Annotated in this window: 24 protein-coding genes; 9 read left to right on the forward strand and 15 right to left on the reverse strand. The window is 72.9% G+C overall.

Annotated features, from left to right (window positions below):
* Nucleotides 1-6: 6 nt before the first annotated feature.
* Nucleotides 7-2,367, reverse strand: a complete 2,361-nt coding sequence (locus JNK12_04525; protein MBL8775167.1) for an arylsulfatase — start codon at nt 2,365-2,367, stop codon at nt 7-9.
* Between the two features lie 117 nt (nt 2,368-2,484).
* Between JNK12_04525 and JNK12_04530 the strand changes: the two genes are divergently transcribed.
* Both JNK12_04530 and JNK12_04535 read left to right on the forward strand, forming a co-directional pair.
* A complete protein-coding gene (locus JNK12_04530; GenBank protein ID MBL8775168.1) occupies nt 2,485-2,820 on the forward strand; it encodes a hypothetical protein in 336 nt (111 codons plus the stop codon).
* Nucleotides 2,821-2,824: 4 nt separating this feature from the next.
* Complete coding sequence (locus tag JNK12_04535; GenBank protein MBL8775169.1) at nt 2,825-3,130, forward strand: hypothetical protein; 306 nt, start codon at nt 2,825-2,827, stop codon at nt 3,128-3,130.
* Nucleotides 3,131-3,143: 13 nt separating this feature from the next.
* Here the strand turns inward: JNK12_04535 and JNK12_04540 are convergent, their stop codons facing one another.
* Together JNK12_04540 and JNK12_04545 are read right to left on the reverse strand one after the other, a co-directional pair.
* Nucleotides 3,144-4,922: a hypothetical protein gene (locus JNK12_04540; GenBank protein MBL8775170.1), complete on the reverse strand. Its 1,779-nt coding sequence runs from the start codon at nt 4,920-4,922 to the stop codon at nt 3,144-3,146.
* Nucleotides 4,919-5,419 carry a SigE family RNA polymerase sigma factor gene (locus tag JNK12_04545; protein ID MBL8775171.1) on the reverse strand — a complete coding sequence of 167 codons (501 nt, stop codon included), beginning with the start codon at nt 5,417-5,419 and terminating at the stop codon, nt 4,919-4,921. The genes JNK12_04540 and JNK12_04545 overlap by 4 nt, the downstream gene beginning before the upstream one ends.
* 76 nt (nt 5,420-5,495) lie before the next feature.
* Between JNK12_04545 and JNK12_04550 the strand changes: the two genes are divergently transcribed.
* Both JNK12_04550 and JNK12_04555 read left to right on the forward strand, forming a co-directional pair.
* Nucleotides 5,496-6,956 carry an MFS transporter gene (locus JNK12_04550; protein MBL8775172.1) on the forward strand — a complete coding sequence of 487 codons (1,461 nt, stop codon included), beginning with the start codon at nt 5,496-5,498 and terminating at the stop codon, nt 6,954-6,956.
* A gap of 358 nt (nt 6,957-7,314) precedes the next feature.
* Entirely contained in the window at nt 7,315-7,497 is a 183-nt protein-coding gene (locus tag JNK12_04555) for a hypothetical protein (GenBank protein MBL8775173.1), read from the forward strand.
* Nucleotides 7,498-7,518: 21 nt separating this feature from the next.
* On the opposite strand, the gene JNK12_04560 is transcribed toward JNK12_04555, so the two are convergent.
* The 3 genes from JNK12_04560 to JNK12_04570 form a co-directional block, all read right to left on the reverse strand.
* A complete protein-coding gene (locus tag JNK12_04560) occupies nt 7,519-8,544 on the reverse strand; it encodes a hypothetical protein (GenBank protein MBL8775174.1) in 1,026 nt (341 codons plus the stop codon).
* Between the two features lie 138 nt (nt 8,545-8,682).
* A complete protein-coding gene (locus tag JNK12_04565) occupies nt 8,683-9,066 on the reverse strand; it encodes a hypothetical protein (protein ID MBL8775175.1) in 384 nt (127 codons plus the stop codon).
* 217 nt (nt 9,067-9,283) lie between these two features.
* Complete coding sequence (locus JNK12_04570) at nt 9,284-10,495, reverse strand: hypothetical protein (protein ID MBL8775176.1); 1,212 nt, start codon at nt 10,493-10,495, stop codon at nt 9,284-9,286.
* A 93-nt stretch (nt 10,496-10,588) separates the two neighbouring features.
* Here JNK12_04570 and JNK12_04575 point away from each other — a divergent pair, with 93 nt between their 5' ends.
* Nucleotides 10,589-11,446, forward strand: a complete 858-nt coding sequence (locus tag JNK12_04575) for a hypothetical protein (protein MBL8775177.1) — start codon at nt 10,589-10,591, stop codon at nt 11,444-11,446.
* 50 nt (nt 11,447-11,496) lie between these two features.
* Here the strand turns inward: JNK12_04575 and JNK12_04580 are convergent, their stop codons facing one another.
* The 3 genes from JNK12_04580 to JNK12_04590 are packed head-to-tail and all read right to left on the reverse strand — an operon-like array spanning nt 11,497 to nt 14,460.
* Nucleotides 11,497-12,615, reverse strand: a complete 1,119-nt coding sequence (locus JNK12_04580) for an LLM class flavin-dependent oxidoreductase (protein MBL8775178.1) — start codon at nt 12,613-12,615, stop codon at nt 11,497-11,499.
* A 49-nt stretch (nt 12,616-12,664) separates the two neighbouring features.
* Nucleotides 12,665-13,477: an ABC transporter permease gene (locus JNK12_04585; GenBank protein MBL8775179.1), complete on the reverse strand. Its 813-nt coding sequence runs from the start codon at nt 13,475-13,477 to the stop codon at nt 12,665-12,667.
* Entirely contained in the window at nt 13,477-14,460 is a 984-nt protein-coding gene (locus tag JNK12_04590; GenBank protein MBL8775180.1) for an ATP-binding cassette domain-containing protein, read from the reverse strand. The genes JNK12_04585 and JNK12_04590 overlap by 1 nt, the downstream gene beginning before the upstream one ends.
* 92 nt (nt 14,461-14,552) lie before the next feature.
* On the opposite strand from JNK12_04590, the gene JNK12_04595 reads away from it, so the two are divergent.
* The 3 genes from JNK12_04595 (at nt 14,553) to JNK12_04605 (ending at nt 17,069) form a co-directional block, all read left to right on the forward strand.
* Complete coding sequence (locus JNK12_04595) at nt 14,553-14,987, forward strand: MarR family transcriptional regulator (protein ID MBL8775181.1); 435 nt, start codon at nt 14,553-14,555, stop codon at nt 14,985-14,987.
* A 51-nt stretch (nt 14,988-15,038) separates the two neighbouring features.
* Nucleotides 15,039-15,515: a CAP domain-containing protein gene (locus JNK12_04600; GenBank protein ID MBL8775182.1), complete on the forward strand. Its 477-nt coding sequence runs from the start codon at nt 15,039-15,041 to the stop codon at nt 15,513-15,515.
* A gap of 78 nt (nt 15,516-15,593) precedes the next feature.
* Nucleotides 15,594-17,069 (forward strand): aldehyde dehydrogenase family protein, encoded by a 1,476-nt coding sequence (locus JNK12_04605; GenBank protein MBL8775183.1) that lies wholly within the window; start codon nt 15,594-15,596, stop codon nt 17,067-17,069.
* A gap of 3 nt (nt 17,070-17,072) precedes the next feature.
* Here JNK12_04605 and JNK12_04610 read toward each other — a convergent pair whose 3' ends face one another.
* From JNK12_04610 to JNK12_04625, 4 genes are all read right to left on the reverse strand, one after another.
* Nucleotides 17,073-18,320, reverse strand: a complete 1,248-nt coding sequence (locus JNK12_04610; protein MBL8775184.1) for a SidA/IucD/PvdA family monooxygenase — start codon at nt 18,318-18,320, stop codon at nt 17,073-17,075.
* Nucleotides 18,317-18,532 (reverse strand): hypothetical protein, encoded by a 216-nt coding sequence (locus JNK12_04615; GenBank protein ID MBL8775185.1) that lies wholly within the window; start codon nt 18,530-18,532, stop codon nt 18,317-18,319. Before JNK12_04615 ends, JNK12_04610 begins: the two co-directional genes overlap by 4 nt.
* A 76-nt stretch (nt 18,533-18,608) precedes the next feature.
* On the reverse strand, nt 18,609-20,141 hold the full coding sequence (locus tag JNK12_04620; protein MBL8775186.1) for a polysaccharide deacetylase family protein: 1,533 nt from the start codon (nt 20,139-20,141) through the stop codon (nt 18,609-18,611).
* 97 nt (nt 20,142-20,238) lie between these two features.
* Nucleotides 20,239-21,585: a 6-bladed beta-propeller gene (locus tag JNK12_04625; protein MBL8775187.1), complete on the reverse strand. Its 1,347-nt coding sequence runs from the start codon at nt 21,583-21,585 to the stop codon at nt 20,239-20,241.
* A 187-nt stretch (nt 21,586-21,772) separates the two neighbouring features.
* On the opposite strand from JNK12_04625, the gene JNK12_04630 reads away from it, so the two are divergent.
* Nucleotides 21,773-23,137, forward strand: coding sequence for an NAD(+)/NADH kinase (locus JNK12_04630; GenBank protein ID MBL8775188.1), 1,365 nt, complete (start codon nt 21,773-21,775; stop codon nt 23,135-23,137).
* A gap of 137 nt (nt 23,138-23,274) precedes the next feature.
* Here JNK12_04630 and JNK12_04635 read toward each other — a convergent pair whose 3' ends face one another.
* On the reverse strand, nt 23,275-23,649 hold the full coding sequence (locus tag JNK12_04635; protein MBL8775189.1) for a carboxymuconolactone decarboxylase family protein: 375 nt from the start codon (nt 23,647-23,649) through the stop codon (nt 23,275-23,277).
* 165 nt (nt 23,650-23,814) lie between these two features.
* On the reverse strand, nt 23,815-24,621 hold the full coding sequence (locus tag JNK12_04640) for a hypothetical protein (GenBank protein ID MBL8775190.1): 807 nt from the start codon (nt 24,619-24,621) through the stop codon (nt 23,815-23,817).
* Nucleotides 24,622-24,623: the final 2 nt, after the last annotated feature.

A 24,623-nucleotide genomic window follows, 5' to 3' on the forward strand; every position in this document is an offset into this window, starting at 1 on the left:
CGGCGGCTATTCGAAGGCGCGGCCGATCTCGCGGAGCATGTCGACCATGGTGCTGGGGGCGTCGGGGGCGTCGGGGCCGGGGGTGTAGGTCGCCGACGACAGCGTCCCCGTCCACGCGAACGAGCCGAAGCGGCGGTTCAGGTCCCAGTCGACGGGGGAGCGGGGGTCCCGTCCGACGCTGATGCCCTCGAACGGCGCCATACCGAACAGCATGGGTACCCCCTCGATCGAACCGCGGGCGTCGCCGTCGACCGACAGCGAGACCGTCCACACGTTGCCGCCCGGCGCCGCGAAGTCGGCGACTACCGAGGTGGCGCCGGTGGGGACGGGTCCGCCGTCGAGGCGGCGCAGGTGGCCCCGCCCGTCGTTGTGCACGAAGTGCAGGTGGCCGTCGAGGACGTACAGCCCGTAGCCGGCGCCCTGGTCGCCGTGGGCCACGAGGTAGCCCTGATCGCCCGCTTGGTAGCCGCCCGCGCCGAGGTCCACCTCGACCGTGAAGGCCTTGAACCAGATGAGCTGCACCGAGCGCCATCGCTCGAGTGTGGCCGTCCCCGCGGGGATGGTGACCGGCGCCTCGGTGAACACCGCGCTCCGGGGCGGGCGCACGAGGTACTTGATCGACGTGCCCTCGTCGAGCGGGTAGATGCGGTTCTCCCACGCCGCCGCCTCCCACGCGTCGATCATCTCCCGCAGGCGCTCGGGCTCCTCGGCGGCGAGGTTGCGCAGCTCGGTGCGGTCCTCGGCCACGTGGTACAGCTCCCACTCCGCGTCGTCGAACGACGACATGGCCTGGTGGCAGGTGACGATCTCCCAGCCGTCGCGGTAGAACCCGCGGTGGCCGTTGTTCTCGAAGACCTGCTCGTGATGGGCGCTCGGGAGGGAGGCGTCGGCGAGGGTCGGGAGGAAGCTGGTGCCGGCGAGCGGGTCGATGGTGTGGCCGTTGCGCTCGGTGGGGACGTCGATGCCGAGCAGGTCGGCGAGCGTCGGCAGCAGGTCGGTCACGTGGGTGTACTGGTCCCTGAAGGCGTCGCCCGACCCGCCACCCATGCGCCCCGCCCGCTGGCCCGCCGGCCACGACACCACGAACGGCACCGAGTGGCCGCCGGCGTGGGTGTTGATCTTGTAGAGCCGCCACGGGGTGCAGCCGGCCATCGCCCAGCCCCGCGGGTAGTGCGGGGTGGTCTGCGGCCCGCCGATGAGGTCCAGCCGGGCCCGGTCGGCCTCGACGTCGTCGCCCTGGAGCAGGTGCACGTAGTACGAGGTGGTGCCCGTGACCTCGCCCTCGCGGGAGGCGCCGTTGTCGGACAGGAACACGAACAGCGTGTTGTCGAGTTGGCCCATCTCGTCGAGGGCGGCGAGGAGGCGACCGACGTTCTGGTCGATGCGGTCGACCATGCCCGCGAACACCTCCATGTGGCGGGCGTAGAGCTCGTGCTCGGCGTCGGACTGTTCGTCCCACGGGCGCACGTCGTGGTTGGCCTCGGTGTTGCGGGGCGCCAGCTGGGTCCCGTCCGGCAAGAGGCTCATGGCGACCTGGCGCTCGTACCGCTGCTCGCGGATGACGTCCCAGCCGGCGTCGTAGCGGCCCTGGTACTTGGCGATGTCCTCGGGCCGGGCGTGCAGGGGTGCGTGCACGGCGGGGTGGGCGAAGTAGCAGAAGAACGGCTTCGCCGGGTTGGACGACTTCACCTCGCGCATCATCGAGATGGCCCGGTCGGTCAGGTCGTCGGTGAGGTAGTAGTCCTCGGGGTACTGATCGGTCTCGACCGGCGAGTTGTCCTGTGTCAGCCGGTGCGGGTGGTGCAGGTTGGTGAAGGCGTCGAGGATCCCGTAGAAGCGGTCGAAGCCCCGCTGGCACGGCCAGGAGTGTTTGGGCCCGGCTGCCGAGCAGTCCGAGTCCTTCGCCAGGTGCCACTTGCCGAGCATCATCGTGGCGTACCCCTGCTCACGGAGCAGCTCGGGGATCGTCACGACGTTGGCGCCGAGCTCCATGGCGTACCCGGGGAAGCCGGCGTCCGAGTGGGCCACCGAGCCGACGCCGGCCCGGTGCGACTCCTGCCCGGTCAGCAGCGCCGCCCGGGTGGGCGAGCACATCGGGGCGACGTGGAAGTTCGTGTAGCGCAGGCCGCCGGCGGCGAGGCGGTCGAGGTTGGGGGTGTCGATCTCGGACCCGTAGCAGCCGAGGTCGGCGTAGCCGAGGTCGTCGACCAGCATCACGATGATGTTGGGGGCGTCGGCCGGCGGCTCGGCCCGCTCGGGCCACCACCCCTCGGACCCGGCGAACGTGCGCCCCACGACGCCCTCGAATCCCGGGTACATGCCCCGCCCCGCTGCCACCTGTGCGCCTGCTTCCCCCGTGTCGCTCATGTCTCCCGCTCCTGTCGCCTGCGGCGCCGGGCCGCTCGGGCCCTCGCTTCGCTCATGGCCGGCGAGGCTAGGGCATCGGCTGATCCGCGACGGCGGAGAGGGCGTAGCGTCGGCGGCGTGGGCCGGCGTTGGGATCGGATCAGGACTGGGCTCGAGGCCGCCGCGCGCTACGCCTGGGCCGGGACGCCGGAGCGAGCGCCGAGGGCGTGGCTGCACTGCCCGATCTGTGATGCCCGCCTGGACGGTCCGTACCTGACGGGCCACCGGGCCGGTACCCGGTACCGCCCGAACCGCGACGAGCTGGTGGCGGCCTGCCCGGTGCACGGCCACCCGCCCTACAACGTCCCGACCGAGCGCCGGGTCCGGCTCTTGGCCGACGACGAAGCCGATCCGCTCAACTCCATCGATCGCCGGCGCCGACCGCCAACCGACGCCCCCGAGGACGAAGGCTGACGCGATGGCGGGCTGGTGGCGGCGCCTCCGCGACTCGCTGTCCTACGTCGTGGCATCGCCGGTCGAGCGGGTGCCGCGGAGGTCGACGCGCTGCCCGATCTGCGACGAGCGGCTCGTCGGCCCCTGGCCGGCGGGCTACATCGGGCGGGTCGGCGGTGGCCGTGATGTGATCGAGCCCGCCCGTGAGGAGCTGATCGCCAAGTGCCCCGTGCACGGCAAGCGGCCCTACAACGACCCCGACCGGCCCCCGCCGTATCGGCAGCTCGCGTTCGACGAGCCCGACCCGCCGGACGACGCCGACACCGAGTAGTGCCCGCCCGACGTCAGTCGGCGGCGCTGCCGGAAGAAGCGACCGCGTCGAGGTTGTCGGCGGCCATCGCTGCGGGGTGCAGCGTGCGCAGAACGGTGCCGTCTCGAGCCACGACGCGGATCGTGTCCGGGACCTGAGTGGCGGAGGCCCTCAGGTACAGGCCGTCTTCCCTTGCGTCGACGGTCCGGACCACACGACCGGTGGCGCCGAGGACCTCGAGGTGATCGAGACGCCGTTGACCGTCGACCACGATGATTGTCCCGCTGCCTTCCCGGTAGTTCCACCGCAGGGAGACGCTTGGATCGGGATCATCGAGGCGCCCGCACGACCCGCCTTCGGCGTCTTGCACGCAGTACACGTCGCCGGTGTCGTCGATCACCACGGGTTCTCCGGCGTCGAGTGCCGCCTGCATCTCCGGGGTGGGGAGACCGGGCGTCGCTCCGGCGCCCTCGTCCGTCGGTGGATCAACGGCGTCGACGGACGATCCGCCGACGGTCCAGGTGGCACCGGTGTCGATGGTCGCGCCGTCACCGGTACCACCCCAGACCACGAGGGTGTCGCCCACCCAGGCAGCGGCGGCGCCTTGGTCGGCGGCGTCGGGTGGGACGGGTAGGTCGGACCACGTGCCGGCGAGCGGGTCGAGGACGAATCCGTAGGACGCCACGTACCGCTCGCCGAGCACGATGCCGAGCTCGTGGTACGGACCGGTGGGCGCCGGTGCCTCGGGGAGCGGTGCCCACTCTTCGGTACTCGTGTCGAACGCCGCTCCCGGTGGGAACGACCGACCTGGCGTTCCGGCGGGTGCAGGGGGCAAGGGGTTGATGATCTGGTCGCCGAAGGAAGCCCAGGTGGCCGAGAAGCCGACGAGGTCCGAGTCCGGCAGCCTCCGCCACGAGGTGGCCCCGGCGTCCAGCACCGTCGTCTGGTAGTAGCCGGGGTCGTCGGGGCTCGGCCGGCTCGCCCGGGTCGGAACGGAGAAGAGGTAGAGGTTGCCGTCGTGGGGGACCACCACGCGGTCGAACCCGGGCTGAAGAGGATCGACGGGGAGCTCGCTCCAGGTGTTGTTGGCGGGGTCGTAGGCGAGGTCCGCCACGCCGACGCCGGCCTCCGAGTGGTAGGCGATGATCCGGTCGCCGGCGGCGGCGAAGCGGAGACCGGCGACCGGCTGGTCGGGGTACACGAGGCGGCTCCACGCGTCCTCGCGGAGGTCGTACACGAGGATTGTCTCGAACGTGGCTTGGGTACAGTCGGCGTTCGCCGGGCAAGGGATCGTCGCCCAGAGGTAGAGGCGATCGCCTAGGACGGCCCCGCTGGCCGAGAGGACCGGTTCCGGGGTGTCGGCGATCGGTCGCCACGTCCGGGAACCTGGGTCGTAGGCGGCGCCGTCGATCAGCGGCGGGTCGTCCGGTGCGATGCAATCGGCACCCGCCGGGCATCCGGGCTCGGCCCGCCCGCCGAAGATGAGGACCTCGTCGCCGACGGTGAAGGCCAGCGCAGAGTCCCTCGGCGAGAGGGGCCCGTCGGGCATGGACACCCAGGTCTCCGACGGCGCGCCATCGGGCCCGGCAACCACGCGGTTGGGGGCGCTGTCACCCGTGGCCCGGAGCGCGACGAACGCGCCGCCGGCCAGCACGGCCACCACTGCCACCGCGACGACGCGGGCCGTACGACGCCGCCGGCGGGCGTGGCGCGCCGTGGCGTCCCCGACGCGGTCGGCAAACGAGGGCGACAGGTCCACCGTGGCGGTCTGGTCGGACAGGGCCCGGCGGAGGGCCTGTCGGGTGTCGGTCATCGATCCTCCTCGAGCAGTTCCTGCAGGCGGGCCAGCCCCCGGGCGGTCCGCGACTTCACCGTGCCCACGCGGACGCCGAGCAGCGTGGCGGTCTGCTGTTCGGACTGGTCTTCGAGGAAACGCAGGACCAGCACGGCCCGCTGCGGGGCCGGCAGCGACTGAAGGGCGGGCCACAACGACACGTGGTCAACGACGCGCTCGGCTCCGCCCGACGCCGTCCGCTCGGCCTCGTTCGCCTCGCGGGCCGCGTGCCGGCGCTCGACGGCGCGCCGCCGGAACCGCCCGTTCATCGTGTTCACGACGGCCCGCCGCACGTAGGCGTGCACGTCGTCGATCCGGCCCTCCTGGAACGCCGGCCATGTCCGTGCAAACGCATCAGCCACCACCTCCTCGGCGAGGGATCGGTCACCGCACAGGGCGTAGGCCAGACCGAGGCATGCGGTGGCCTCGGCGCGGTAGTGGTCGGCGAACTCCTCCGCTGATTGGATCCCCGCCATGTCGAAGGCTTAGACGCGACGGCGGCCCGAAAGGTTCCTCCCCGTCCGGAGTGGCCCGGGCTGCGATAGTCCGAGGGTGGAGTCGACAGCGACGGGGGAGCGGGGGGACTGGGCGCTGGTCGTCGCCATCTGCGTGCCGGTGGCGGTGCTCAGCATCGACTTCGCCGGCGTCGTAGTCGCCCTGCCAGCGATCGGGACCGACCTCGGGGTCGACCAGGCGCTGCTCGGTTGGGTGGTCAGCGCCTTCGCGCTGGGGTCGGCGGCGCCGCTGATCGTCGCCGGCCGGGTGGCCGACACGGCGGGGCGCCGACGCCTGCTGCTGGCCGGGCTCTGGTGCTTCCTCGCCGGGACGGTCGCCTGCCTGGCGGCGCCGACCTTCCTGGTGCTCGTCCTCGGCCGCCTCGTGCAGGGCGTGGGCATGGCGCTGTTCATGACTGCCTCGCTGGGGGCGCTCAGCGCGGGGACGGTCGAGCCCTTCCGCACCCGGGCCGTCGGGGTGTGGTCGGCGGTCGGCGGACTCGCCCTCGCGGTCGGGCCGCTGGTCGGCGGGGTGCTCACCGACCTCGGGTCGTGGCGCTACTTCTTCCTCGCCGACCTCCCGCCCCTGCTGATCGCACTCGTCCTCGTCCATCGCTCGGTGCACGACGCGCCGGCTCGACCGGGAGCACGGCCGGCGCTCGACCGACGCGCTGCCGTGGCGGTGACCGCCGCCGTCGCCGCGCTGACCTTCGCGGTGCAGACCGTCGGCACCCAGGGATGGCTGGCGCCGGCGACCCTCGCGGCGGCGACCATCGCCCTGGGAAGCGCCGCCGTGTTCGCCCGACGCGAGCGCCGGCCCGAGCCGCCGCCCGTCGTCGACCCGGTGCTCTGGCGGCGCCGCTCGTTCTGGGTGCCGGTGACCGTCGCCCTGCTGGCCAACGTCGGCTTCGGGGCGCTCCAGTTCCTGCTCACCCTGGCCCTCCAGGACGTCGCCGGCTGGATCGCGCTCGAGGCTGGCGCCGCCTTCCTCCTCTACTCGGTGCCCTTCGCCGCGGTCGGCCTCGGCATCGGCCGCATCACCCGCCGCCTCGGCGAGCGCTGGTCGCTCGTGGTCGGCCAACTACTGATCGCAGCGTCCTTCGCCGCGGTGGCGGCGCTGGCGGGGTCGTCCGAGGTCACCGCCGCCCTCGTCGGCCTGGCCATCAGCGGACTGGGCCAGGGGCTGGCCTTCACCCTCACCACCAGCACCTCGCTGGCGGCGGCGCCCGCCGAGGACGCCAGCGTCGCCTCGGGGCTGCTCACCACCCTGCGCAACCTGGGCATCGTGGCCGGTATCACCGTGTCGACCCTGGCCCTCGACCGCTCCGGCGGCGGCGTGCCCACCTCGGTGACCGCCGGCGCCGCCGCGTCGGCGGTCGACGCGGCGGCCTTCGCCGAGGGCCTCCGCCTGGCCGCCCTCGTCCTGTTGGCCGTCTCCCTCGCCGGCGCCGCCGTGGCGGCCGGCGTCCGTGCCGGCGTCGGCGCCGCTCGGGCCCGGCCGGATGGTTCGCCGGCGTAGCCGGCGCTCCGGCTTCGACCTTCGCCGACGGCATCCGTCGAGCCGCCGGCATGCGGTCGGCGGTCCGGTCTGTCGGCGTCCCGTCCCGGTCGCACCTCGGAGAGTGGTTCCGCATCGCCGAACGACGATCTCTGGAGGAAATGGCAGTCACCGGTGACTGGCAGTTCCTCCAATGCAGGCTTCGCGACGGGGGACGTCACGCAGGGTGGCGACCGACCTCGGCAGCGAAGGCGCGGCGGGACCTCCGCCCCTACTGTCGTCCGGTGGGGCGTCGTACGGTCGCCGTGGGTGGACGCGGCCCGCCGAGCATGCGCCGCCGGGCCGCTCGGATGCACCGCCGATCGAGGAGGAGCGCGTCATGGCCAAGGAGCACGCCAACGCCGCCGGGAGCGGCGCCATCTACTGCCTCGGGATGTTCGGGGCCTGGGTCTGGTTCTGGCAGCAGGCCGACACGTTCTGGGAGTACGTCTTCGTGCTCTTCCAGGGCATCTTCTGGCCCGCGTGGATGGTCTACGACGTGTTCCAGGCCCTCCACGGCTGAGGCCCGCGGGAGCGCACCGCGTCAGCCCCTCCAGCCGGGTCCCGGGACGCCCTTGTGGACGATGCCGAAGCGTGACCGGGCCTCGTCCAACGGCACGTCGGCGTAGGAGAAGTGGTCGAGGGCGATGACGTCGGCGGTGGCCGACCTCGACCGGCGCATCGCGTCGGCGAAGCGGTCGGCGGCGCCTGGCTCGGCCAGGGTGTCGGCCCGGGCGATGCCCACCTTCTTGCCGCCGACGGTGCGCACCGAGGCGTTCTGGAACAGGGCGAGGGTGAAGGCGAAGTTCACGAAGGCCCGGGGGTCGTCGGAGGCGCCGGCGATGAAGCCGAAGACCTCGATCTCGCCCTCCGGGTCGGTCCCGTAGTCGCACAGGACGTGCACCCAGTCGTGGGCCGCGCCCACCTCGTAGATGCCGTGGGGCTCACCGGGGAACGGGAAGCGGTGGAGGGCGTAGAACTCGGCCACCGCCTTTCCCCAGGACCCGTCGGGGCAGGACGCGAGCGCCTCCCAGCGCCGAGCCACCGCGGGCTCGCCGCCCACGCCGTAGTAGGCGGCCTTCGACCGGGCCAGCTCGAGCAGGCGGCCGTGGCGGAAGCCCTCGTGCAGGGTCACCTCGGTCGTCCAGCTGTGGCGGATGAAGTCGGCGTGGAGGAGGGCGAGCTCGCCGCGGGCCGTCTCCCTGCAGAGGGACTGGTAGGGGGCGTGCACCCCGAGCTCGGAGAGGTAACGGCCGGCGTGGCGCTCGACCGCGGGGTCGAGCGGGTGGGCGATGAGCTCGAGGGCAGCGACGGCGTGGGCCAGCACGTTGCGCTCCGTCTCGGACAGGACCGCGGCGACCTCGGCCGCCGGCGCCGGCTCGACCGGTGGCAACGCGGTGACCTCGGCGGGGGTCTCGCCGACCACACCCTCGCGGAACGCCGCGCGGATGGCGTCGAACACCGCCTGTTGGCCCGGGTCCAGGGTGCGACCCTCGGGACACAGCGCTCCCATGAGCCCGGCCGCGAAGAGCGGACGGTGGGCGGGCGCGGGGACGTTCAGGCCTGGCACGCGTTCATCGTCCCGCTGGGGACGGCTGCCGAGGTGATCACGGGTTCCGCGGCAGCGCGGCCCGGTGCGGTGCGGGGGACCCGCATCGCGTGGGCCCGCCGTCGGACGGCGCGAGGGGCGACATCGTCCACGGGATCGTCAGGAAGGCCGGGCCAGCTCCGGCGGCAGCGGCGGCAGGATGCAGAACTCGTTGCCCTCGGGGTCGGCCATCACGATGTGGGTGTCGCCGTCGGGCTCGTGCACCACTCGCACCTCGTGGCCGCCGAGCTCGATGATGCGTGCCTTGGCGGCGTCGACGTCGTCGACCTCGATGTCGGGGCGCACCCGCAGCCCCGTCGGCTCCTCGCCCGCAGGCGCGGGCTGGAACGCCAGGTAGACGCCGCCTTTGTCCGGCGTCAGCTGCACCCACTCCTCGACCCGTTCGGCCACCTCGACGTCGAGCAGCTGGCGCCAGAACTCGGCCAGGCCCTCGTAGTCGTCGGCGTCCACCACCAGCGCCCGGAACCACCCGATGCCTGCCATTGCCCGTCCTGTCGTCGTCGGCTGCTTCGGTCCGACCGTACCCGCCCCCCGCTCCCGCTCTGGGACCACGTGGATGTGCCCGGGAACAGCACGGTGGTCCCCGAGTGCGAGATCCGGGTCCGGCACCCGCGCAGGGCCCTCGCTCCGGGACCACGAGGTTGTGCCCTCGGACATCAGGGCGGTCCCGGAGTGCCGGGGGCGAAGCAGGAGGGCCGGATCAGCCGGCGAAGAGGGCGTCGAGGCGGTCGTAGACCCGGGCGTTGCGGACCTGTGGCGCGCCGATCTCGCAGTCGAGGCCGGCGCCCTCGGCGGCCGTGAAGTCGAGGCGGGTGGCGCGCGGGCCGAGGGCGGCGAGGACCGGGTCGGCCTGGCCCACGAAGGCCGACGCGTGCTCGGCCACGCACACGAGGGTGGGAGAGGCCACGGCGGCGAGGTCGGCTTCGGTGAGGACCGCAGCCGCCAGTGCATCCAGGGCGGCGCGCACCCCGCCGCCGCCCGGGAACGGGTCGAGCGTCTTCGCGACCCAGAAGGCCAAGTCGGCATCGGACGCCGCCCGGTCGGCGACGGCCCGGTCCAGCGCCTCCGGCTGCGACCGCCAGAGGGCGGCGAGCTCCTCGGGAAGTCCGGCCACCACGTCGTCGACGAGGCCGGTCACGGCCGGGTCGAGGACCAACGCCGCCACCCGATCTCCGCCGATCGCCGCGCCCTGCGCCGCCCACAGCCCGCCGTGGTTGATGCCCATCAGGCACACCCGGTCGGCGTCGACCCCGGGTTGCGCCGCCAGCCCGTCGAGCACAGCCGGCCACACGTCGTCCCAGCGCGGCGCCAACGTCAGGCCACCGTCGTAGAGCGCGGCCCCCTGGCCGGGGCCGTCCAGCAGCAGCACCCGGTAGCCGCGGGCGAGGGCGTCGGTGAGCCCGGTCATGGGAGCGTCGGACATCGGCGTCTCGATGCCGCCGATGAGCACCACGACGGGGCGGCGCTCGCCCGCGGGCGCCGCGCCCGCGAACCAGTAGCCGGGAAGTGTCCCGGCGGGTGTGTCGATCGCCGCCAACGCCGCCGGCGTGGGCCAGCACGACACGGCGAGATCCCACGCCGCCCGGTGCTCGGCCCAGACCGAGCGGGCGCCGGCCGCGTCGGTGCAGGCCGGGGCGTAGTAGTTGCCGGCGAAGAGGTAGTTGGCGGCCCGCAGCGCGCCGCCGCATGCCGACCGTGGCCGACCGGCAGCGGCATCCGAAGCAGCCGCCGTCGCCAGCGCCCTGCCCCGCGCCAGCCAGGTGTCGCGCCACGACGACGGATCGCCGTCGACGACCTCGGCCACCACCGCCAGCACCTCGCCGGGCTCGGCGGTGGCGTACGGCGCGCCGCTGAGCACGCAGCGCACGGCGAAGTCCATGCCCCCGTCGGCGAGGAAGGTCACGTCGGCCATCGGCCGCGGACCCTAGCCCTGGTGTTCACGACCCGGCTGCCCGTCGGCCGATCCGGGCGAACGCGGCCGTGACCGGTCGGGTACGTTGCCGCCGTGACCAGCCCCCGCCGGCGCCTCCTCCTGCTCCTCGCCGCCACGCTGGCGACCGGTTCACTCGGCGCCTGCGGGAGCGGAGGAGGGAGCGACGCCGAGGCCAGTGCCACCAGCGCCCCCACGGCGACGACCGAGGAGGTCACCACGACGTCGTCCACCCCCTCCACGACCGCCCCCGCCACCTTCGCCGACGGCCTCGTGGCCCGGTGGACCGACGAGCTCGGCGACGCCACGCTCGCGCAGGAGCTCGTCGACGGCCTCGGCGCCGACGGCGTGGCGCAGTTCGAGGCGCTGGTCGGCCTCGACGCCGTCTTCACCGACCCGCTCGTGTCGATGGTGCCGCCCACCGTGCCCGTCGACGAGGTCGACAGCGTCGTGGTCTACGCCTTCGGCAACCGGGAGGCCGCCGACGGAACGCTCAGCGCCGGGCCCATGAACGAGGACCTTGCCCAGGTCACCGCCGACTTCGTGGCCGAGCACCCCGTCCCCGTCTTCGCCCAGTGGGAGGTCGCCGAGCTGCTGGTCGACCAGGGCGTCGCCGACGTCACCTCCATCGACCCCGACACGGGGCCCGACGGCGAGGTCGTCTACCTGAGCACCGCCGGGGTGGCCGAGAAAGCCGTCACCCTGGCAGACGACGCCGGGGTCGACCTCGGCCAAGTGGGCGTCATCGCCTTCGCCGACCATGCGGTGCGCTGCGTGCTCACCAGCGAGGCCGCGGGGATGGCCGGCGCCGCCGTGCCCGAGGGCGTGGACCTGCCCGGCGAGTACGACCCGCAGTCCGGCCAAGCGTGGACCCGTGACCGTGCCACCTACCTGCTCACCGATCTCCAGGGTCGCCTTCTCGCGGCTCAGTAGAGTTGAAAGCGGCGTCGGCTCTCGACCTCGTCACGTCGGGTGCGAGGGAGTCACCACGGCTCGTCGGCGATCATTCTGCGGGTCGCCTCGTCGCTCCAAGCGAGCTCATCGGAGAACGTCAGAGCGCCGACCTCGTCGGCGAAGCGGGGGAGGACCAGCTCGGCGAACCGTCGGGCCTCGTCGTCCAGCGGGTAGCCCGAGAGGATGAACGAGTCGATGCCGAGCGCCGCGTAGGCGCGGAGCTTGGCCTCGACCTGGTCGGGGTCGCCGACGATCGCCGCGCCGACGCCGCTGCGGGCCACGCCGATGCCCGTCCAGAGGTGCTCCTCGGCGAAGCCGTCGTCGCCCGCTGCCGCCCGCAGCGCGTCCTGGCGCTGCACGCCGACCGACTGGTGGTCGTGGGACGACTCCTTGAGGCGTCGGCCGACGTCCGGGTCGAGCTCGCTCACCAGCTCGGCGGCCGCCCGCCGGGCCTCGGCCTCGGTGGGGCGGACGATCACGTGGGTGCGCAGCCCGAACGCGAGGGTGCGATCGTGGGCGGCGGCCCGACCCCGCAGGTCCTCCACGAGCGCCCCGATGGACGCCACCCCCTCCACCCACATCAGGTAGCAGTCGGCGTGCTCGGCGGCGACGGCCTTGGCAGGCTCGGAGGTCCCCCCGAAGTACATCGGCGGCGGCGTGCGGGTTCGGGTCGGCGCGGTGGGCAGGTCGTAGGTCCACCACCGCCCCTCGTGGCGCACGTGGTCGGCGGTCCAGAACGCCCGCAACAGGGCCATGGCCTCGGCCGTGCGGGCGTAGCGGTCCTCCGAGGACAGGGTCTCGCCGGCCAGTTCGCTGGAGATGATGTTGACGGTCAGCCGCCCGTCCATGACCTGCTGGAGCGACTTGGCCGCCCGGGCGAACATCGGCGGGTCGAACTCGCCCACCCGCACCGCCGGCAACAAGCGGGTCGACCCGGTCATCGGCCCGAGCGCCGACGCCAGCGTCCACGGGTCCATCCCCGGCACGTAGCTCGACGGGATCAGGACGTTCTGGAAGCCCAGGGTGTCGGCCAGGCCGATGACCCGGCGGTTGTAGGCGAACGTCGCCCGCCGCGCCGGGTCGGCCACGCCGAGGCGGGCCGTGTCGCCGAGACACGACGGCGCGAACCACGAGAGCTCGAGGGGCACGCCCCCAGTCTCCCCGGTCGCGCCCCGCCCATCCGATTCTGGGGCCGGGTCAGACCTGGCGGTAGCGGCGGATGGCCAGGGGAGCGAAGACCGCCACGATGGCGATCATCCACAGGAAGGCCTTGAACACCGGTCCCGCGGTGGGCCCGCCGAGGCAGAGGGCCCGGACCGCGTCGACGGTGATGGAGACCGGTTGGTGCTCGGCGAAGGCCTGCAGCCAGCCGGGCATCGTGTTCAGCGGCACGAAGGCCGACGAGGCGAACACCAGCGGGGCGAGGATGGGGAACGACGCCGCCTGCGCGGTCTCGGCGTCGCCCACGGTCATGCCCACGAAGGCGAAGACCCATGACAGCGCGAACGAGAAGAGCAGGACGATGCCGAGGCCGGCGAGGAAGGCCAGGGCGTTGGTCTCCCAGCGGAAGCCGACGAGGAAGCCGACCACCGCCATCAGTGCCACCACGAAGACGTTGCGGCACAGATCGGCGAGGGTACGACCGACCAGGACCGCCGACCGGGCCATCGGAAGCGACCGGAAGCGGTCGATGAGACCGTTCTGCATGTCCTCGGCGAGGCCGACACCGGTGCTCAGCGCGCCGAAGGTGACGGTCTGCACGAAGATCCCGGCCATCAGGTAGTTCACGTACGACGTGCCCGGCACGGAGATGGCGCCGCCGAACACGAAGCGGAACATCAGCACGAAGATCACCGGCTGCACGGTGGCGAACACGATGAGCTGCGGCTTGCGGCGCAGGTTCAGCAGGTTGCGCCACGTGAGGGTCATCGCGTCTGCCACGGCGGTGTGGCGTGAGCCGGCGGCGGGTGAGCCGACGCGGCCGGTGGGGTCGAGCGTGGCGGTGGCCATCAGGCGGCTCCTCGGGTCTCGGCGACCGGGGCGCCGTCGGACGGGGGGTCCTCGGCCGGGCGGCCGGTGAGGCTGAGGAAGACGTCGTCGAGGGTGGGCTCGCGCAGGGCGGCGGTGGTGGGCTCGAGCCCGGCCTCGTCGAGGACGCGGACCGCGGCGAGCATCGAGCGGGCGCCTTCGCTGACCGTGACCCGCAGGAGGTGGCCGTCCACGGCCGGCTGGCCGATGTCGGCGAGCAGGCCGCTCGCCCGGGTGGTTTCGTCCTGGTTGGTGAAGCCCAGCTCGAGGACGGTCGAGCCGAGGCGGGCCTTCAGCTCCGTCGCCGTGCCCTCGGCGATGACGGTCCCGTGGTCGATGACCACGATGCGGTCGGCCAGTCGGTCGGCCTCCTCCAGGTACTGGGTGGTCAACAGCAGGGTGGTGCCGTCGTCGACGAGCTGCTCGATGGTGGCCCACAGGTCGTTGCGACCCTGCGGGTCGAGCCCCGTCGTGGGCTCGTCGAGGAAGAGGACCGGCGGACGGTGCACGAGGGCGGCGGCGAGGTCGAGGCGCCGGCGCATACCGCCGGAGTAGGTGCGCACCTGGCGATCGTCGGCGGCATCGGCCAGGTCGAACTGCTCGAGCAGTTCGTCCGCCCGGGCCCGGATCGCGGCCTTGCCGAGGTGGGTGAGGCGCCCCACCATGTGCAGGTTCTCGCGGCCGGTGAGGAACTCGTCCACTGCGGCGTACTGGCCGGCGAGCCCGATCGAGGTGCGGACCGCCTGGCGGTCGGTGGTCACGTCCCGCCCGAGCACGTGGGCGGTGCCGGTGTCGGGCGGGAGGAGGGTGGTGAGGATGCGCACGGAGGTGGTCTTGCCCGCCCCGTTGGGGCCGAGCAGGCCGAGCACCGTGCCGCGGGGGACGTCGAAGGACACGTCGCGCAGGGCCTCGACCTCACCGAAGCGCTTGCCGATGCCGTCCACGACGATGGCGGGCTCTGTCATGGCGGCCACCCTATCCACGGATCCTTGAACTTGGTCAAGTGTTTAACGACTCAATCATTGAAGGGCCAAAGAACGTGGGTATCCTGAGGGGCATGGGCGCGAGCAAGGACGAGCTGGCCTCGTCGGTCTGGCAGCGCATCTTCCGTCTCGTGCAGAGCCGCAAGGACGAGTTCCTCGCCATCTCCGCCGAGGTGGGGCTGACGCCTGCCCACATGCACGCCCTGCTCTCGCTGGACCCCGACGAGCCCAAGCCCATGCGCTCGCTGGCCGCGGACTGGAAGTGCGACGCGTCCAACGTCACCTTCCTGGCCGATCGCCTCGAGGAGGCCGGCTACGTCGAGCGGCGGGTCAGCCCGACCGATCGGCGGGTGAAGATCCTCCAGCTCACCGACGCCGGCCTCGCCGCCCGCGCCACCCTCCACGAGCGGATGAGCGTGCCGCCCGACGCGCTCCTGGCGCTCAGCGCGAGCGACCTGCGGTCGCTCGACGAGTTGCTCTCGGGCGTCGATCCGGAGGTCGCCGGGTAAGGTCATCGTGTTCCCCGGGCGGGTCGCAGCGGGCGAGAAGGAGCCAGAGCCATGTCGACCCAGGTGCACTCCCAGGTCCCTCCGACGTCGCGTCGGCCCCGCCGCCGGCGCCGCGTCGTCGCCCTCCTCGCGCTGGGGCTGACCGTCAGCCTCGTCGCGTCCTCGTGCGTCTCGTCCGACCAGACGACGGTGTTCAACCAGATCAACAACTCACGGACGTCGCGCGGTATCGGGGCCACCGGGGCGAACCAGTGGCTGTCGGACTTCGCCCAGGACTGGGCCGAGTGGATGGCCGCCACCTGCACGGTGGGGCACAGCCGGACCTACGCGTCGGCGAACCCCTACCGCTGGCGCCGCCTCGCCGAGAACGTGGGCCGCGCCACCTCGCTCTCCGCCATGCACAACGCCTTCATGAACTCGTCCTCCCACCGCGCCAACATCTTGAACCCGGCCTTCAACTACTCGGGGACGGGGGTGGCCAAGGGCTGTGGCTACTACTTCGTGGTCCACGAGTTCATGCAGTACTGAGCTCCAGGAGCTCGAGCGGACCCGCGCCTGCGGGCACCCGGGCGTAGCCTTGCCGGGACCCTCGCGAGGAGAGCACCCATGACCGCCACCCAGGCCAGCACCGACACCTTCGGCTTCGAGGCCACCCCGGTCGACGCGATCGCCGGCCTCGTGGCTGCGGCCCGGGCCGCGTTCGACGACGGTCGCACCAAGCCGCTGGCGTGGCGCCTCGACACCCTCGCCGCGCTCCGGGCCGCCCTCGTCGACCGCGAGGCCGAGCTGCTCGAGGCGCTGCGCCTCGACCTCGGCAAGCCCACCTTCGAGGCCTGGACGGCCGACATCGGCTTCGGCATCAGCGAGATCGACCACTCGGTCGCCCACCTGCGCTCGTGGATGAAGCCCCGACGGGTGCGCACCCCGCTCACCTTCAAGCCGGGGACGTCCAAGCTGGTGCCCGAGCCGCTGGGCGTGGTCACCGTGATCGCCCCCTGGAACTACCCGGTGCAGCTCGCCCTCCAGCCCCTCGCCGCCGCGGTCGCCGCCGGCAACGCGGTCGTGGTCAAGCCGTCCGAGCTGGCGCCGGCCAGCGCCGCGGTCATCGCCGACATCGTCCACGGCCTCGGCGACCCGGCCCTCCAGGTGGTGCAGGGCGGTGTCGCCGAGACCACCGAGCTCCTCGCCCAGCGGGTGGACCACATCTTCTACACGGGCAACGGCCGGGTGGCCCGGGTGGTCATGGCCGCGGCCGCCGAGCACCTCACCCCCGTCACGCTCGAACTCGGCGGCAAGAGCCCGGCCATCGTCACCTCCGAGGCCAACCTCGACGTGGCCGCCAAGCGCATCGTGTGGGGCAAGTTCCTCAACGCGGGCCAGACCTGCATCGCCCCCGACTACGTGCTGGTCGAACGCTCGGTGCACGACGGCCTCGTCGAGCGCATGGTCGCCGCCGTCGGCGAGTTCTACGGGGACGACCCGCAGAAGAGCGCCGACTACGCCCGCATCGTGAACTCCTCCCAGTTCCACCGGCTCGAGAAGCTCCTCGACTCGGGGACGGCGGCCACCGGCGGGGTCACCGACGAGGACGATCGCTACATCGCGCCGACCATCCTCACCGACGTCGAACGCGACGCACCGGCGATGGCCGACGAGATCTTCGGCCCGGTGCTGCCCGTGCTGCCCACCGACGGCCTCGACGACGCCGTCGCCTTCGTCAACGCCAACGACAAGCCGTTGGCCCTCTACGTGTTCTCCGAGCGCGACGACGAGACCGAGGCGGTCCTCGATCGCACGAGCAGCGGCGGCGCCTGCGTGAACGGCACCATCTTCCACGTGTCCAACCCCGAGCTGCCCTTCGGCGGCGTGGGCCCGAGCGGCATGGGCTCGTACCACGGCAAGTTCGGCTTCGACACGTTCAGCCACTTGCGGGCTGTGCACGAGCGCAGCACCAAGATGGACCCGCCCATGATGTACCCGCCCTTCTCCGAGAAGAAGGAAGCGCTGCTGCGCAAGGGCTTCGCCCTGCCCGACCCCCGCGACGCCGCCAAGGTCGTCCGGGCCAAGCTCTCCAGGCCTTAGCGCTCAGGCCCAGACGGGCCCACACCAGCCTCTCCCCATCAACGGGGCGGCGGGAGCCTCGATGGCGCCGACCGGGCGGCCGGTGAGGTGGGCCGTGATGGCCCGGGCGCCCATGCGTGCACCCCAGAGGTTCCCGGCGGCCGGCCCGAGCGTGAGCATGGCGGGGCGCCCGATCAGGTGCACGGAGGTGCCCGGCCACCGGAGGGTCTCGTCGAGCACGGGGAACCCGTCGCACACGGGGGTCGGGTGTGACTCGAGGAGGGGTGCGGTCAGTCGGTGGGCGCGGACATCGGAGTCGGTGCCCGTGGCCAGCCACACACGGTCGGCGTGCAGGACGGTCTCGTCGCCCAGCACGAGGTCGAGACCGATGCCGGCCCGCTGCGCACCGCAGATCCGAGCGGGTGCGCGCACGTCGACGGCACCGGCCGCCGAGAGCGAGCGGATCCGGTGCAACATCCAGGGGGGCATGCTGCCGCCGTTCCGTGCGGCCCGGCACGCTGACAGTCGGGCTCGGGGATCGGCAATGGCGGTGAAGCCGTTCAGCTCGCGGGGCCCGAGCCACCCCGGGTCGGTGTCGAACATCGACGAGCGCAAGGGGCGGCGAGCCAGCAGGGTGACGTGGGCGCCCCGCCGGGCAGCTCCCACAGCGAGGTGGCCAGCGGTCAGGCCCCCGCCGACCACGACGACGTGCTCGGCGTCGAGGGACACATCTCGCAGGTCGACGTCGCCGGCGTGGTCGAGCGCCGACCCTGGAACCGGCAGGACGTCGAAGACCCAGTTGGGGAGTCGGCGCCGAGCTGGATTGACGGCCAGCACGACATGTCGGGCGCGGATGGTCGTCCCGTCCGTGAGCAGGGCGGTGACGTCCCCCTCGGTCACGCCGATGCGATGCACGGAGGTCGGGGTGACCGCTTCCTCCAGTCCCGCATCGCTGATGAGGTGGGCGCAGTGGGCGCGGAAGGCCGTCGCATCCGGGATGCCGTAGGGGCGCTCGAGGGAGACGCCCTCCTCGGCGCACCACCGGCTGAAGGTGCTGGCGTCGGGTCCGGGGTGGTGGACGGCAGGGGAGCGCAGATGGGCGATGTCCAACTGGGCGAACTGGCGATCCCAGCGCCCGAGCCAGCCGTCAGGGTCGACCACGGCCATCTGGTGCCGCAGTGAGGGGTCGGCTTCGACCAGGTGAAGTGCCGACGAGAGGCCGTGTGGCCCGGCGCCGACGATGAGAAGCTCGACCTCGGCGTCGATGCTCACCACGGTCGGAGCTGGCCGGCCTGGTGCACCAGGCCGGGGGGCACGTGCACGTCGGGCGTGAGATTGGTGCCCGACGCCGGGTCCAGCCTGGCTCGCCGACCGTCGGCGAACGAGATCTCGACGGTGCCGTCGATGAGCAGGGTCAGGGTGTGCGAGATCCGCCCAGAACAGTCCAGGTGCTGCACCCGGTGCAGGTGCTGGTCAAGGTCCACAGATCCTCCGTCATGATAGGAATGAGACTCATTCCTATCACTGGTCCGACGGTTCCGCCACCGGATTCGGCCGGGATCAGTGCCAGCCGTTGGCCCGGAAGAGCTCGCTGAGGCTGGACTGCTGGAGGCCGCGGGCACGCAGGCCGGCGAGGATCGTGGGCAGCGCCGCCGCGGTCTGGGACTTCACGTGGAGCAGGACGATGGAGCCCGGCCGGGCCGAGCCGAGGACCCGAGAAGCGATCGCTGAGGAACCCGGGCTCTGCCAGTCGTTGGGATCGACGTCCCAGATGACGGTGTAGCGGAAGCCCTGGTCGCCGGCGGCGTCGAGCACGGTCGCGTCGTAGTCGCCGTACGGAGGTCGGAAGTACGGCGTCGGGGTGGCACGGGCGACCGACCACCACGCCGTCTTGTCGATGGCCAGGCGGCTGGCGATGTCGGCGTACGACAGGTGGGAGAGCAGGGCGTGGCCGTTGCTGTGGCTGCCCGCGTCGTGGCCGGCGGCGACGGTGGCCTGCGCCTGGCCGGGGTGGGCGTACACCTGGTCACCCGGGCAGAAGAAGGTGGCCCGCACGCCGTAGGCCCGCAGCGTGGACAGGATCGAGTCCCACGCCGCGCCCTCGATGCAGTCGTCGAAGGTGAGCGCCACCCGGTTGCCCGCCGCCTCCACGCGTCGCACCACGAGCGACGGCACCGAGCGGTCCACCCGGAACGCTCGGAACGCGCTGGTGGCGGCGTTGCCGGCGTCGTCGGTGGCGCGCACGGCCCCGAAGTAGTTGCCAGGGAGGAACACGGTGCCGTCCGAGTAGTTCGGCCGCCACGCCAGCCGGGTGGCGCCGCGTGGGTGGCTCGTGGTGCTGCTGCGGTCGAGCACGCCGATCCGGCTCGAGGCCGAGGCGTAGAGGCGCAGGGGCGGCGAGGCGTCGGCGGTGGTGAAGTTGTACGAGATCGCGCCGGTCGCGCCCCACGGGTCCGGGGTGATCGAGCCCCACGTCAGGCGGGGTGCGGTCGTGTCGACGGTCACCGTCCGGATCTTCTTCGTGGCGTTGCCGGCGGCGTCCCGGGCGACGAACTTCACCGTGTAGTCCCCGTCCGCGGCCCGACCCCAGACCCCTCGACGCTCGATGCGGCCGCCCCAGGTGACCGAGCGCTCGCCGGGGCCGAAGGTGACCGTCTCGGTCTTGCGGGCGGTACCGCTCGCGTTGCGGATGACGATGTCCACCACGACACGCTCGGTGGCGGTGAGCCCGAAGAACGTCTTGTCCCGGACCCGGTCCCCGTTGGGGCTGAAGTGCGGGTGGGCGATGTGCAGGCCGAGCGACGGCGGGGTGACGTCGGGGGGGACGGTGGTGTCCGGGGTGGTGGTGTCCGGGGTGGTGGTGCCCGGTTCGGCGACGGGACCGACCTCGCCGGCCGGGGGCGATGGGACGACGGCGACGGTCGTGGTGGGGGCGGGGGCGGCCGAGGTGGTGGTTGCGGAGGACGCGGGGGTCGCCGCGGTCGGGGCGAAGGTGCCGACCCCCGACGGCGTGGGTGCCGGCTCTGCCGCCGCGCCCACGGGCACCAAGGCGATCAGCACGAGCAGGCAGGCGACGCGGTGGATCGCTCTCACGTCTCGATCCTGTGCCGGCGCCCGCGTCGGGCACAGGGCCGGAAGGCCGCGCGTCGAAGGACCATCGTCGTCGTCGCCCCTCGCCCTGATCCCGGGCTCAGCCGCGCGTGGTGACGAAGCGCACCACGTCGATCCGGGTGCTGTCGAGGACCGACGTGCCCCGAAGCGTGGCGCTCAGCGCCGAGGCCCCGGCCGCGGGGGTGACCGTGACCCGCATCGTCGCCGTGGCGCCGGGCGCCAGGCTCGGCGTGCGGTAGGTGCCCGCGACCACGGCCGAGGTGACGTTGGTGCCGCCGACCGTGTACCGCACCGAGAACCGGGCGGTGGACGCGGTACCCCGCAGCCGGAGCCTCTCCTGGAAGACGCCGTCGTTCTGCCAGGTGACGTCGTACGTGGCGGCTCGTCCGGCGGCCGTCGTGGCGGCGGCGGTCTGGCCGCGACCAGAGGTGTTGTGGATGTTGTCGCCGGCGAAGGCGCCGGTGGTGCCCACGCGGATGGAGCCGTCGGGTTGCGGCAGGGGTCCGAACGCCTGGACGCGATGATTGCCGCCGTCGGCGACGTACACGTCGTCGACGTCGTCGAGGGCCACGCCGTTCGGGCCGCGGAACTTGCCCTTGCCGCTGCCCGTGACGCCCCAGGCGGCCAGCGGGGCCCCGGTCGCGCTCAGGAGCTGCATGCGGTCGTTGCCCGTGTCGGCGACGTACACCCGGTTCTCGCTGTCGACGGCGATGCTGCCCGGGGACTGGAACTGCCCCGCCGCCGAGCCCTGCCCGCCGAACGACCGCACGAAGGCGCCGAAGAGGCTGAAGACCTGGACGCGGTGGTTGCCGGTGTCGGCCACGAGCACGTGGTCGTCGCTGTCCACCGCCACCGAACGGGGGGCGTTGAACTGACCGTTCGCGCCGCCCGCCACGCCGAACGCGTTTAGGAAGCGGCCGGTCTCGCTGTTGAACTTCTGCACCCGACTGTTGCCGCGGTCGACGACGTAGATGTTGTCGGCGGGGTCGACGGCGATGCCGGCGGGATCGGACAGGCGGCCGAGGGCGCTCCCGCTCAGGCCGATGCGCATCAGCCACGCGCCGGTGGGGTCGAACTTCTGCACGCGGTCGCCGTCGTCGCTCACGTAGACGTTGCCCTCGGAATCGACCGCCAGTCCCTCGGGGTTGGTGAACTGCCCGCGGCCGGTGCCGGTGCGGCCGATCTGGCGCAGGAAGGCGCCCTCCGGGGTGAACACCTGCACCCTGTTGTTCACCGAGTCGAGGGTGTAGACCTCGCCGCCCGGTCCGATGGCCACGGCCGAGGGCGTGTCGAACTGCGTCGTGCCGGTGCCGAGGGTGCCCCACTTGAGGAGGAACGGTGGCGGGTTGGTGACGGCGCCCGCCGGATCAGGCCCCACGAACGCGACGCCCGAGACCAGCAGCGTCGCCGTCAACGCACGTGCCACGCTGCGACGGATCTTCGCCCCTCTTGCCATGTCCCCACCTCTGCCGGCCGCGGTCCGGTGTGCGCCCGTGGGCGCAGGGGAGACGGTAGCCCACGGCGCCGTGGCGCGTCCCTCGGGTCCTTGGCCTCGACCGTCACCGATCGGTCATGCTGGGACCGGTCGTCCGTCCACCTCAGGAGGCGAGGTCTTGACCATCTCGGGCACGCCGCCCACCCTGTCGCAGCGCCTGGCGGCGGCGGGATCGTTCGTGGTCTTCGCCCTCGTGGCCGTGGCCACGGCCGTCCGCGTGGTCGACGACACCGGCCGGGTGCTGCTGCAAGCGGTGCTGCTCCTGGTGCTGCTCGGCGCGGGCTGGAAGGCACTCACCCGCTCGGGGCACACCCGCACCGTCGCCGTGGGGGTGGCGGTCGCGGTGCTGGCGGGCCTGGTCGTCTCCGTCGTCGCCGCCGAGGGCGCGATCGTCGCGTCCCTGGTGCTGCGGGTCCTGGCCGTCCTCGGGGCACTGGCCCTCGTCCGTCACGCCCTCGGGACGACGCGCACCGCGCTCGTTCGCGCCGAGACCCCGGGCACCCCGGTCCCGCCGGCGCAGCGGGGGGTCCTCTTCATGAACCTGAAGTCGGGTGGGGGCAAGGCCGAGCGGTTCCGCCTGGTGGAGGAGTGCCGCCGCCGCGGGATCGAGCCGGTCGTGCTCGAGCCGGGGCAGGACTGGCTCCAGGTCGTGCGGGACAAGGCCGCCAGTGGCGTCGACGTGTTGGGCATGGCCGGGGGCGACGGCTCGCAGGCGATGGTCGGCACCGTCGCCGCGGAGCTCGACCTGCCGATGGTGGTGGTCCCCGCCGGCACCCGCAACCACCTCGCCCTCGACCTCGGCCTCGACCGCGAGGACGTGGTGGGCGCCCTCGACGCCTACGGCGCCGCCGTGGAACGCCAGATGGACCTCGCCGACCTGAACGGGCACGTGTTCGTCAACAACGTCTCGCTGGGCCTCTACGCGGCCATCGTGCGCTCGCCGGAGTACCGCGACAACAAGCGCGACACCACCTTGGCGACCTTGCCCCAAGTGCTCGGACCGGAGTCCGAGCCCTTCGACCTGCGCTTCACCCGTCCCGACGGCAGCGAGCACCGTGGCGCCCACATCATCCAGATCTCCAACAACCCCTACGGCGAGACCATGGCCAGCCGGACCGGTCGCCCGCGCCTCGACACGCACCGGCTCGGGGTGGTGTCGCTCGTGCTCGACAAGCCGGGTGCGGCGGCCGCGTTCCTCGCCGCGCTCGCGACCGGGCGTCCTGAGCGCTTCGAGGGGTTCGACCAGTGGGCGACGGCGAGCTTCACCGTGACCTCCGAGGACCCGGTCGAGATCGGCCTCGACGGCGAGTCCATGCTGATGGACCCGCCCCTCGAGTTCTCCATCCGTCCCGAACCGGTCCGGGTCCGGCTCCCGAACCACGCTTTCGGCTACTCGCCCGCGGCCCGTTCACTCGGGTGGCGGGGCGGCATGGCCGGGCTCTGGAACGTGCTCCGCGGCAGACCGGTGCAACTCCCCGGCTGATCGCCGCGCCCTCCGTCCATCGGGTCCTCCGTCCATCATCGGACCCTCCGTCCCATCGGTCCCCGACCCCGCCGACGGGGCGGGATCGGGGACCGGGGAGGGACCTCGGGGCGGCAGGGCCGCCGTGTTCGTGTCCGTCAGCCGGCGGGGGGCCCGGCGAACTCCCGGAAGGCCTCGAGGGCGCGCGGTGCCCACACGCTGGCCGGCCCGCCTTCCATGAGCAGGGCCACGCCGAGGGCCTCGACCACCTCGGCCTCCGTGGCGCCGGCGGCTGCGGCGCCGCGTGCGTGGTAGGCCACACAGCCGTCGCAGTGCTTGACGACGCCGACGACGAGGGCCATCAGCTCCTTCACCTTGGTGGGGAGTGCACCCTCGGCCATCGCGCTCTGGTGCAGCTGGGCGAAGCCCGCCCACGTGTCGGGGATGGCCTTGCGCAGCTCCCGGGTCGGGAGTCGGAGATCCGCGGCGACCTCGTGGTAGTGGTTGCTGGACTCGACGGTGGTTGTGCTCATGGCGTGGTTCCCGGTGTCGTGGTGGCTCTGGTGCAGCTTCTCCCGACGGAGCGATGAGCGGTAGGGTCGAAGGTCCATACCGGTGGGGGTATACACGAATGGCTCCGACCGCCGGTGGGCGACGTCGGGCCAGGTCCGGTGCGGCCCGACGAGAGGCCGGCCGGATCAGTCCAAGAGGCCGTGCGCCAGGTCCCACGTGGGTCGGTCGGCGGCGACGAGCAGGCCGACGCCGCCGGGCCCGGGGCGGTAGGAAGAGCCGTCGGGACGGGCCGCGACCCCGCCGGCCTCCTCCACGAGCAGCGTGCCCGGAGCGTGGTCCCAGGGCAGGGTGCGCCAGAAGAAGGCGAAGTCCGTCGTCCCGTCGATGAGGGCGGGGTACTCGACCCCGGCGCAGTGCCGGCCGGCGGTGACCGTCCCGAAGCGCCCGACGTTGCGGTCGACCCGCTCGCGGGTGGGCTGGTCGAGGTAGCGGGTGAGCACGGCACCGGTGAGCTCGGCCTCGGACCGGGGGCGGGGCGCGGCCACCAGGCGCCGTCCGTTGCACGTGGCGCCGCGGCCGCGACGGGCGGCGTACATGCGTTGCTCGAGGGGCTGCCAGATCCACGACGCCGCGGTGGCGCCGTCGAGGATCAGCGCCACCATCACCGCCCAGTCCGGGGAACCGTTGACGAAATTGGCGGTGCCGTCGAGGGGATCGACCACCCACACTCGTGGCGCGGCCAGGTCCTCCAGGCGGGTCGCGTCGGCGGCGACCGCTTCTTCGCCCACGACCGGCACGCCGGGGTCGAGCCGGGCGAGGCCGTCGGTGATCAACGCCTCGGCCTCCCGGTCGGCCACCGTCACCAACTCGCCGGCCGCCTTCTCGATCACGTCGCCGTCGCCGAGGGCGTGGAAGCGGGGCTCGATGGCGGTCGTGCTCGCCTCGCGCATCAGCTCGGCCACGGCGACCAGGAGCTCGTCGGAGACGGTCACGG

This window comes from Acidimicrobiales bacterium, assembly GCA_016794585.1.
Lineage (GTDB): Bacteria > Actinomycetota > Acidimicrobiia > Acidimicrobiales > DATDAH01 > JAEUJM01.